Genomic DNA, 9,965 nt, shown 5'->3' with positions numbered 1-9,965 from the left:
AGTTAGCAAGTTAGCAAGTTAGCAAGTTAGCAAGTTAGCAAGTTAGCAAGTTAGCAAGTTAGCAAGTTAGCAAGTTAAAAACACTAGAGTACCTACCACTTGTGTCAAGTAACTCGCTAACTCGTTAAGTTTTTAATCTGACTTCTAACGACTGAAATCTAATAGCTCCATTTTTGTTCAGCGTTAAAACGCCTCCTACAACTCGCATCTCGTCCCTCGAAACTCGTATCTTTCCCCTAGCAACTCGCTAACTCGTTGAGTTTTTAATCTGACTTCTAACGACTGATATCTAATAGCTCCATTTTTGTTCAGAGTTAAAACGCCTCCTACAACTCGCATCTCGTCCCTCGGAACTCGTATCTTTCCCCTTTACTCTCGCAACTCGCTAACTTACTCCAACACCCGCGTACTTAACGCCAGATAACAACGCCATATCTTTGTGCCATGTTGCTAAATCATTAGCATTAAACTTAGCTAAAGAGTCATGACCACATGCCCTAGCCATTACCGACATTAACTCAGTTGACGCTTCAAAAAAGTTCTTTAATTGATTTGCTGACTTTTCAATATTTAAGCGCTGACGTAAATCTTGCTTTTGTGTCGCAATCCCTGCAGGGCAGTTATTGGTGTTACACATACGCGCAGCAACGCAGCCAATTGCTTGCATTGCACTATTCGAAATCGCCACACCATCAGCGCCAAGCGCAAGCGCTTTTACAAAATCAATTGGTAAACGTAAACCACCAGTGATGATCAAAGTAACATCACTTGCACCTTGTTCATCTAAGTACTTTCTTGCTCTGGCAAGTGCAGGAATAGTCGGTACGCTAATATGATCCCTAAAGATCTCAGGGGCTGCGCCTGTACCGCCTCCACGACCATCAAGAATGATGTAATCGGCACTCGCATCGAGCGCAAATTGAATATCTTCCTCAATATGATTAGCACTTAGTTTAAACCCGATTGGAATACCGCCGGTTACTTCGCGGACTCTGTCAGCAAACTTTTTGAAATCGGCCGCACTGTGTAAGTCTTTAAATGTTGGGGGTGAAATCGCCGAAGTACCCGCTTCAATTCCTCTAACCTCAGAGATTTTCCCAACATTCTTATTGCCCGGCAAATGCCCACCAGTACCCGTTTTTGCGCCTTGTCCACCTTTAAAGTGAAAGGCCTGAACGTTCTTTAATTTATCTTCGCTATAACCAAAGCCTGCACTTGCTAATTCATAAAAGTACCGTGAATTGGCTTGCTGCTCTTCAGGAAGCATACCGCCTTCACCCGAACAAATACCTGTGCCAGCAAGTTCTGCTCCTTTCGCTAAAGATACTTTAGCTTCTTCAGATAAAGCTCCAAAACTCATATCAGAAACAAACAATGGAATAGCCAGCTTTAATGGCTTTTTCGCTCGCGGGCCAATCACAAGCTCGGTATTAACAGCAACATCTTCCATTAAAGGTTGCGTTGCCATTTGCGCCACCATTAGCTGTAAATCATCCCATTTAGGTAATTGATATCGTGGCACGCCCATCGACACCATAGGGCCATGGTGCCCAAGCTTAGATAATCCTTCACGTGCTAATTGATGAATAAGCTCAACGGTGGGCTCCTCTTTGGTTGCTGTAGCAACTGGCAAATCAGAGGCTTGAATTTGTACGCCTGGCCCTTCTTGACCAACTTGGCTTTGATCAAATTGTTTGTGACTGCCATCACAAAACGGCGCATTGGCAGTGTGCTTACATTGGCATAAATAGGCATCGCCCGACTCTTCTGCTGTAAATGCTTTGGGTTTGAAATCGGTTCCGGCATGTGAGCCATCACAAAATGGCTGGTTTTTAGAACGCCCACAGGCACAAAAATAGTATTCTTGCCCCTGCTCTAAGGTGACTTTTTTCGGCGAAACGGCTGCAATTATGGGTTTGCTCATTATTGTTCCCTCACGGTTGCTACATTACATTGCTATGTTCAAGGTACTGCGATTGAGGTAAGTATTAATTCAAAGCTTACTTGCTTTACAAAGGGTAGTTCAGCTCAATTAAAAAACGAGCTCTTAAGCGCCTAGAAGTTTACTTATCTATCGATAAACCACTATATAACCGCAACAAGCAGCCAAGATATCAGCCATTTCATATTTTAAGGTAAGAGGTAAATCGGTTTGTAAGCCGCAGTGGGGTGATTTTCACAAAGAGGAAAAGAGGCGCTGCGCTTGAGAGGGAATACAAAATAGTCTTTTGGTTTTAATCTTTCTCATTCACTTCTCATTCTCTTCTCTTTGTGCAAAAAACAAATTGAACCACAGAGTACACCGAGGCGCTTCGCGCTACATAGAGAAAAACAGGGTTTAAAAATATTAATCACAAAGAGGATAAGAGGCGCTGCGCTTCAGAGGGTAAAAAAACAAATTTGATGGTCCTGTTGGGTTACGGATTCACTTCTGATTTTCTTTTCTTTGTGCAAAAAATATTGAACCACATAAAGCACCGAGGCGCTTCGCGTTACATATAGATAAACAGTAAATTACGCGGGGTAAACCCGCTGCTACCAGTTCGGCGTTAAAACGTCTCGTCTCTCAAAACTCGTGCCTTTACTCTTTCCCCTTGCGACTCGCTAACTCGTTGAGTTTTTAATCTGACTTCTAACGACTGATATCTAATAACTCCATTTTTGTTCAGCGTTAAAACGCCTCCCACGTCTCGTATCTCGTCCCTCGGAACTCGTATCTTTCCCCCTTACTCTTTCTAACTCGCTAACTTTACTCTAGAAACTCGCAAACTCATTCCACTCCCATTTGCTTCACATGTTCAACCAGCTCTGGGAAAAACGCTAAAAACACCGCGTCTAATTGTTGGTAGTGGCGGGCTATATCGTCAGCGGCTCCTGCAAAGTTGTTGGCAAAACGAATACGCTTGGCGATGTTATCAAGGGCAAGGCCGACCCCATCGAGTGTTTCATATTCTTTAAACCAATCATTGTTGGTCATACTGGTCACAACTTGCTGCATGCGTGAAGGCATCATGGCTTGGCGCGCATTTAAAAGACCATAACTGTGCTGTTTGAAATCAGCCAATGGTTGGTCATTAAAGCGCTGCCAATGCTGAATAAGAAAGTGATCGAATGCTACATCAATCGCGACACTTGCAAAGCGTTTACGTGCTGGCGAAAAGTACTGCTTAGCCTCTTTTACAAGGGGATGTGAGTCGGTAAACCTATCAACTAAATAGTGATTTTCAAGGCCATTTTTAACCGTATTGGGTAACTGCGCAGAATACCGACGCCCACCAAAGTCCCCCAGCAAATTACCAAAATGTGAATCAGCCGTCGGTTGTGCTAAATAAAGGTGAGCCAAGTAGTTCAACGCATTCTCTAAATAAAGTCATTTTATGCATTGTAAAAGAATACAGGTAAAAGGGTCTAGGGGCACAGGTTGCGAGGTGCTAGGTGCTAGGTGCTAGGTGCACAGTATTGGTTTTGGGTAAGCAGAAGGGATTAAGCAAAAAAAACGCCTGACCCCATTTTTCTGATTATCCAAAATAACGCTTGAACAATCTGGGGCATAAAAATTTTTCTGCCCCCTCATCAAATAGCCAATTACCGGGATATTGAATAAAACAAAAGGCATGGTCAATGAAGTAAGCCATTTCCTTCAAATAATCTTTCGATTCTTTGTTTTTAAGCCCCGTCGAGATTCGGACATGAATTAAGTCTTTGCGTACATCCTCATTCACTCTGAAATAAACACTTTTCCCAGCTTCAGAATAATACTCGGTGGAAAATGCATTTCCTTCAATTTCCCATTCAGCTTGATGCATTTGCTTTTTAGTTGCCACACCTTTTAAAAAGCTCCGGGCTACTTTCATATTTCGACTAAAGCTTTCCCCAGACCTAAAACGGGATAATTTTACACAGCTTTCTAATAAGTATCTTTTTATCAAGTATTCTTTATTTTTGTCTTTCTTAATTACTTCTAATTCTTTTAAAACGTTCATATTAAAGGCATCTATTTGATGCGAGATGATTTGAAATTGGTATATGTTTTTGCTTGTTCAAGTTCAATCAAGCATCAACATATTTACCGCCAATTAAGTTAAGGTCAAGATAATAATCATCAGATATTATCTTTTTACTATGATTTTAATGACTTGCCGTGGACTCTGTTTAAGATTTTCGCGCGAAATAAATTTCACGCCTACAGTAACGTGTTTAGTCATAGCGATGTGCAGACACAATAAACTAAAAACTTACAGCTTAAAGCTCTTTTGTTTTAATCTGACTTCTAACGACTGATATCTAATATCTTCTAACGCCTCCTACACCTCGCCTCTCGAAACTAGTACCTTTCCCCTTTACTCTTTCCCCTAGCAACTCGCTAACTTGTTTGGTTTCACTCCGCTCTAACCAACCTACCAGCTAATAGCCATAAAATAACTCACCTTTATGACTTTAAATTAAATGCCAACATTACAAGAGCCGAAATGATCGCAGAAAGAGAAATTAACCGCATAATCAAAATAACTATATTACCTGCACCGCCCGAAGTTGTACCTCTGAATAGTAGCGGGTATTCGTGGAATTTTAAAAGATAAAGCACATCAAAAAGACCTACTCGCATACTATCTAGCGTAACAACATCGCCACTTTTTTGATGAATTTCACAAGCGTGTAAATTGGCCGTTTTTTCGTTCACAATATGACCACTTCTACCGTGAAAAGTATAATTAAAAATGACTTCTTGGATATCGCCCTTAGCGATTTGCAAAACTTTTGAAGCTTTACCCTCTATTGCTTGCCTATCTATTTCGAGTGAGTCTTTAGATATACTCATAACCCACTTACGACCAAATCCAAATTTGTTATAAATCACAATTCGCTTGATAACAAATACACAAAGATAACAACTCACACAAGTTACAAAAGCAGGTATCGGCTGCATCGTTTCTTGAAGCACTAGGCTCATTACAGCAATAGCGATAGTCATAAAGAAAAATAAAAATTCAGCTCCGCCCGACAGCACAGCTAGGCCCGGTAGCGACTTTAGTTTTGTATTAGAATCAGCCTGCAATACTGGCTTTTTATAAAAAGTTGAATACCTAAACCAAACTCGGTCGCTCAGGTTTAAATCTAGGGAGTGCTTCGAAAGTGGCTGATTATAATCCATTATTTAAGTTTCCATTTTTTAAAACACAATTTTGCCATTACTTTCCCATCAAGCCAACATTCCTACTTAGTGACATATTTCCTTTACGTTCAAGCACTAAACTAACTGCCCCAAGGCGCTTCGCGCTACATAGAGAAAAACAAAATTTATTACGCGCGAAATAAATTTCACACCTACAGTAACGTGTTAAGCCATAGTGATGTGCAGGAAGAATCAACTCAAAACTTATAGCTTAAAGCTTACAGCTCTTTTGTTTTAATCTAACTTCTAACGACTGATATCTAATATCTCCATTTTTGTTCGGCGTTAAAACGCCTACACTCGTATCTAGCCCCTCGAAACTCGTACCTTTCCCCTTTACTCTTTCTAACTTGCTAACTTTTCAATCTGATAGCTGACGGCTGAAAGCTGATAGCTACTCCCCTAGCAACTCACTAACTTGTTGGGTTTCGCTTCGCTCCACCCAACATACAATAAAAGCTACCTTTTACTCTCCCGCAAACTTTAACATTCGCGTTTGGTCGGTAAGCTCAATATCCACCAGCTCATATGGGGCTTTGGCTGCTTGAGTGACAGCAAAAGGCATGGTGAAACTGCCGTAACTATCAATCTGTTTTGCTACTTCAACCGTTGCCAGTTTGATGCGCTCACCTTTATTACCTTTGCCAGTTAACGTAGCACGAATAGCGTAACGGCCTGAGTCGGTCACTTGCACCGGTACTTTAGCTTGGTATTTATTATTGCCAAGCGCTGTTACTTTGGCTTTATCCATACTGATGGTTTGTGAGCTATGCACAAACGGCATTTTTATAGAGCGCTTTACCGTTTGACCATTCACTTTAGTGTCTACGCTGGCCTCAAGCTCATAGTAACCATTTATTGCGCCTAAGGTATCAAGCGGGTAATTAAATACGGCTTCACCATTTTCGTAACGTACATCTAGCTTTTCGCCATCAGGACTCGAAAGCGTTAACTTCACATCATTATCTTTAAAGCGCTTTTTACCCATACTAAGCTGCATAGCAACACGTTGTTGCTGATCTTTCACTTTAAACTGCGATTTCGCATGTAAAGCATTGCTCGAGCCTTTTTCAATCACGTGCAGCAAGTAGGTGTCGTCGTCGTTAAGGGCTTGGCTTGTTCTTAACATTGCTTTGCCATTTACCTGACCTAGCTTTAGCCCAACACTACCATCGCTAAAGCCTGCATTTTCCATTTGCTCACGTGCAACCATGGCTTGCATTGGCATTTGTCTAAAGCTGTCATCTCGCACCGACAGTTTATCTAGCTGTAAGCCATGAGGCTTAAATACTTCGCCACTATCAAAGCGTGCTTTTGGTGCAATGCGAATAAAGTTATCAGCTTGGTTTACAAAGACAGGTACGCCGCGCTTAAGCTCTTTACCCGAAACCTTCTGCCAATATTCAACACTTTCTTTTTCAAGGGTTTCAAGTTGAGCGCTTGATGCTGGTTGAACTTGAGGAAATTGATAAACCGTTTGCTCATTAGCATTTGCGGCTGTGCTTACAAGCACTATTGCAGCTGCAATTGTGGTTAACTTATTAATCATAGCGGGCTCCTAAATTCGGTTTTTAAGCATGTTTGGCAAGCCAAAACAGTTACGTCGACTTTGCTGATGACTCAAAGGCTCACCACCTTGGGTTCGTGATTTATCAGTAAACCACACCACCCCAGCTAACGACTGAGAACTGCAATTTAAAAAGCCATCTGAGCAGCTATCTAACCAGTTTTGCGTTACTTCAAGGCCCACTTGATTTTGATAACCGCCACAATAGCTGTCGCTATCCCATACAGCTGATTCAACATCACTGCCCACCACGGTTTCGAATCGAGACGGTAAATTTGGGCGGTTCGGTGTGCCATACAGCCACTGTGCGTTATATGATTCCATCCAAGATACTTGCTGTTGTTTTACTGCATCACTGCCGTAACCTAAAAGCCAACCTAAGCTTTGCTCAAACGAATTACCCGCAATAACCGCATCGGCCAAAGGCGTACCACCACTTGAAGGAGCCAGAGCAATAGTACGCGTGACTTTGCTAATAATATTTGGATAGCGGCTATCCCATGTTGGGTTTGATAAAATCCAGCGCACCACATTACCGCCATTAGAATGGGTGATCAGAGTTAAATCTGTGATGTTTTTATTATTGATAAATGTAGTGAGCTGCCCTGCTAAACAGCCAGATGCTGCATCTGCCCACATGTACTGATCAAAGTCACAATTAATGACCGTGTAATTACTACTGTTTGGCAAACCTTGACGAACCGTGTCGACAAAACTGCCTGTCCAATAGTCATTATAGGCATCGCTTTGCTGACCTGTACCGTGCACAAATGCGACTCCTTGCGCAGCAAAAGCACTGTGGCTGATACCCGCTGCCAACATTAAAGCTGGCACTAGTGAGAGTGTTTTTATTTTCATGTGTGTTCCTGTTGATTGTAATTTTATCTATCAGGTTGGAGGAGTGACCTCCGACCAAAAACATAGACCAAACAGGTACGAAAGCAAGAATGAATTTACATTAATTTAACTTTTGTGCGTTTTTTAAGTACAAATTATTAGATTTTAGGAGAAAAAGAGGGGGTGAGATGCGAGATGCGAGATGCGAGATGCGAGGTGCGAGTAAACTTTCCCCTTTACTCTTTCTAACTCGCTAACTTTCAATCTGATAGCTGACGGCTGAAAGATTCTTTACCCTATCCCCTCGAAACTCGCTAACTTATCGAGTTTCGCTCCGCTCTACCCAACCTACAACTCGGCATTCTTACGTGAATACATTTTATGTAAGTTCAGCAGTTTATCTTTGAGGCGCTGAGAATAGGTGACGAAATTTGTCAGCGTACCTGCATCTTTTCGGTTGGTATCAGCAAGTAGCATTAATAACTTACGCTGCGCCTGATTCAGATGCAGTTGCAACGACCTAGCTGCTTTATCTATTTCGTCATTTTTAGGTTGTTCTAAATTCTCGCTGGTATGGGTGAACAAGGTCAGCGTATCACTCGAAAGTTCGCGGATCATAATCAAAATATCGCTTTCTAATTCAATAAATTGTTCATTCATAATCCGCTTGCTTTCAAACAGATCAATGATGGAATCATGAATTTGAAATAAATAATCAAAGCGGTTAATTTGCAGCATTAACTCTCGCGACTGCTCTTCATCATTGATTTTACTTACAATAGTAGTGAAATAAGTGATGTATTCCTTCTCAACAAAGCTGGCATATTCTAAGCGCTTTTGTGCAGTATCTTGAATACCTTTGTAGTTGGTCTCTAAGCTCAGCGTGACCTGATTATAGTTTTCTTTTAAGAAGTTAAGCAGCTGTTGGTTACCTGACTCTAACTTATCGACGACATGCTGAAACTCTTCATCTTCTTGGTAGGTGGGCAATTCAAGGCGCTCAAAGTCCATCTTTCCTTCACCAAGCAGAAAATCGACAAAGCGCGTAAAGGGGTTAACAAAAGCAATAAAAACTAAACTGGCAACCACATTAAAAATAAAGTGGATGTTTGCCAGTGCGACAGCGGGATCAAGTTTAATTTCACTTAACTTATCACCAAACAATAAAATGAAAGGCAGAAATAAAAGTACCCCACCCACATTAAACAACAGGTGGCTCAGCGCTGCTTTCTTTGCTGCTATATCCATACCAAACACCGAGATCATTGCCGTCGCGGTGGTACCAATATTCGCCCCATGATAATGGGTACCGCGTTCTCAAGCCCCAAAATACCTTGCTGAGTAAAAACAATGGCAAGCCCTGTAGTCACCGAACTCGACTGCACCATAGCAGTAAATACACAGCCCACTAAAATCGCTAAAAGTGGGTTTTGCGGCTGAGTTAAAATCTCAATTAATGCAGGGTTGTTTTGTAATGGCGCAAGAGATGATGAAATCAGGTTAAGGCTAAAAAACACAAAACCGAAATAGAAAATTGCCTTACCAAAAATAGAAAAGCGATTGCGAGTCAGCGACAGAAAAAAGCCAATAATAATAATCACAGGAGCAAATACCGTCAGCTTAAAAGCCACCAGCTGAGCCGTTATGGTAGTGCCCACATTTGATCCAAAAATAATACCGACACTATTTTTAAACGTTAACACCCCCGCATTTACCAAGCTTATCGTGATCACCGACGTCGCAGAACTCGATTGAATAAAAGCCGTCACCACAGCACCAATTAACACCCCAAAAATAGGAATGTTAGTCGCGCGACTTAACGATTTACGAAAGCGCTCCCCCGATATACTTTCAATTTCCCGAGAAAAGTTCTCAAGCCCAAAAATAAAAAGGATAATGGCGGTTAGCCCAGCCATGGCTATGTTCAGATTTTCCATTCGCTTATGCTTATAAAGTGCTGATATTGTTAATCAAGATCGATACAAAAAGTATAGATTTGAGTATCTTATAGCGCAATGATCGAAAACAAAGTAACTGGTTTTAGGGGCGAGTTGCGAGGAACGAGATTCGAGTCGTAGGAGGCGTTTTAACGCCGAACAAAAAAGGAGATATTAGATATAAGTCGTTAGAACTCAGATTAGATAATGCCTGCGCATAGTTAAATTGAAATGCTCATCCGTAGGCGTGTAATTTATTTCGCGCGATGAACATAAGAGCATCAGCTTGTAGGTTGGTTAGAGCGGAGCGAAACCCAACGTTTTTTAGCTATCAGGTTAAGAACACATGTTAGCTAGGTGCTAGGTGCTAGGTGCTAGTACTCTTTCACATATATTTTGATCAGTTGCCCTTACTTAAATTCAGGTAACTGATCTTTTTCAATCAATAATT

The 9,965-nt window shown here is 41.4% G+C and carries 6 protein-coding genes and 1 pseudogene; all 7 read right to left on the bottom strand.

What is annotated here, in order from left to right:
• Nucleotides 1–385: 385 nt before the first annotated feature.
• Nucleotides 386–1,924 carry a glutamate synthase-related protein gene (locus HUS61_RS20765; protein WP_175083628.1) on the bottom strand — a complete coding sequence of 513 codons (1,539 nt, stop codon included), beginning with the start codon at nt 1,922–1,924 and terminating at the stop codon, nt 386–388.
• An 846-nt stretch (nt 1,925–2,770) separates the two neighbouring features.
• Entirely contained in the window at nt 2,771–3,352 is a 582-nt protein-coding gene (locus HUS61_RS20760) for an ACP phosphodiesterase (RefSeq protein WP_175083627.1), read from the bottom strand.
• 166 nt (nt 3,353–3,518) lie between these two features.
• A complete protein-coding gene (locus tag HUS61_RS20755; RefSeq protein WP_175083626.1) occupies nt 3,519–3,983 on the bottom strand; it encodes a hypothetical protein in 465 nt (154 codons plus the stop codon).
• 446 nt (nt 3,984–4,429) lie between these two features.
• Complete coding sequence (locus HUS61_RS20750; protein ID WP_175083625.1) at nt 4,430–5,152, bottom strand: hypothetical protein; 723 nt, start codon at nt 5,150–5,152, stop codon at nt 4,430–4,432.
• 487 nt (nt 5,153–5,639) lie between these two features.
• Nucleotides 5,640–6,722, bottom strand: coding sequence for a DUF4785 domain-containing protein (locus HUS61_RS20745; protein ID WP_175083624.1), 1,083 nt, complete (start codon nt 6,720–6,722; stop codon nt 5,640–5,642).
• Between the two features lie 9 nt (nt 6,723–6,731).
• Entirely contained in the window at nt 6,732–7,598 is an 867-nt protein-coding gene (locus HUS61_RS20740; protein ID WP_220094672.1) for a hypothetical protein, read from the bottom strand.
• Nucleotides 7,599–7,925: 327 nt separating this feature from the next.
• Nucleotides 7,926–9,493, bottom strand: a pseudogene (locus tag HUS61_RS20735) (Na/Pi cotransporter family protein).
• Between the last annotated feature and the right edge of the window lie 472 nt (nt 9,494–9,965).

The organism is Pseudoalteromonas sp. 0802 (assembly GCF_013350085.1).
In the GTDB taxonomy this organism is placed as follows: Bacteria; Pseudomonadota; Gammaproteobacteria; order Enterobacterales; family Alteromonadaceae; genus Pseudoalteromonas.
This window is presented reverse-complemented; position numbering and strand designations above follow the sequence as displayed.